General features: G+C 75.0%; 1 protein-coding gene. It reads left to right on the top strand.

Annotation, left to right across the window (positions count from 1 at the left end; genetic code table 11):
• Nucleotides 1–198: 198 nt before the first annotated feature.
• Entirely contained in the window at nt 199–552 is a 354-nt protein-coding gene (locus HMPREF3099_RS08825) for a hypothetical protein (protein ID WP_070705624.1), read from the top strand.
• Nucleotides 553–617: the final 65 nt, after the last annotated feature.

Below are 617 nucleotides of genomic sequence, written 5' to 3' on the forward strand. Positions count from 1 at the left end.
GGCGGGCCGTCCGCCCGCGCCCAGTCGGGCACGCCGTCGGCCCCCACCCCCGGCTCCCCGGCCCCGGCGGGGGACCCCCCCTCGCTCCCGGACGGTGCCGTGGTGCCGAAGAGGTCGAGTTCTGCGAAGGGGTTGCTCATGGTGGACCCATCGTAGGTCGCTGCACCGACGACCTCGGCCGCTCCTACGATGGCCGGCATGCACATCGTCTACGAGCTCCTGGCCTCCCTCCACCTGCTGGGCATGGCGGCCCTGGTGGGCGGCTGGCTCGTCTCCCTGCGCGCGGACGTGATGAACACCGTCATGGTCTGGGGCGCCCGGCTCCAGCTGCTCACCGGCGTGCTCCTGGTGGGCCTGGCCGAGGCCGACGGCCGCGAGCTGGACCACGTGAAGATCGGTGTGAAGCTCGTCATCGCCCTGCTCGTGCTGGCCCTCGCCGAGGTGGCCGCCAGCAAGGAGCGCCGCGGCGAGGAGGCCCCCTCGGTGCGCAACGCCGCCGGTGGGCTGGCCGTGCTCGACGTGCTCGTGGCCAGCCTCTGGCACCTCCTCTGAGAACGCGGCGCCCGCCCTCCCCCTGCCGGCGCGGCCCCTGACGAGGCCCGCCGGCTCAGCCGGCC

The organism is Kytococcus sp. HMSC28H12, from assembly GCF_001816045.1.
GTDB classification, from domain to species: Bacteria; Actinomycetota; Actinomycetes; order Actinomycetales; family Dermatophilaceae; genus Kytococcus; species Kytococcus schroeteri.

Excerpts from the sequence above, each read along its gene's own strand:
- HMPREF3099_RS08825 (WP_070705624.1), top strand. The coding sequence starts at position 199 with ATGCACATCGTCTACGAGCTCCTGGCCTCCCTCCACCTGCTGGGCATG.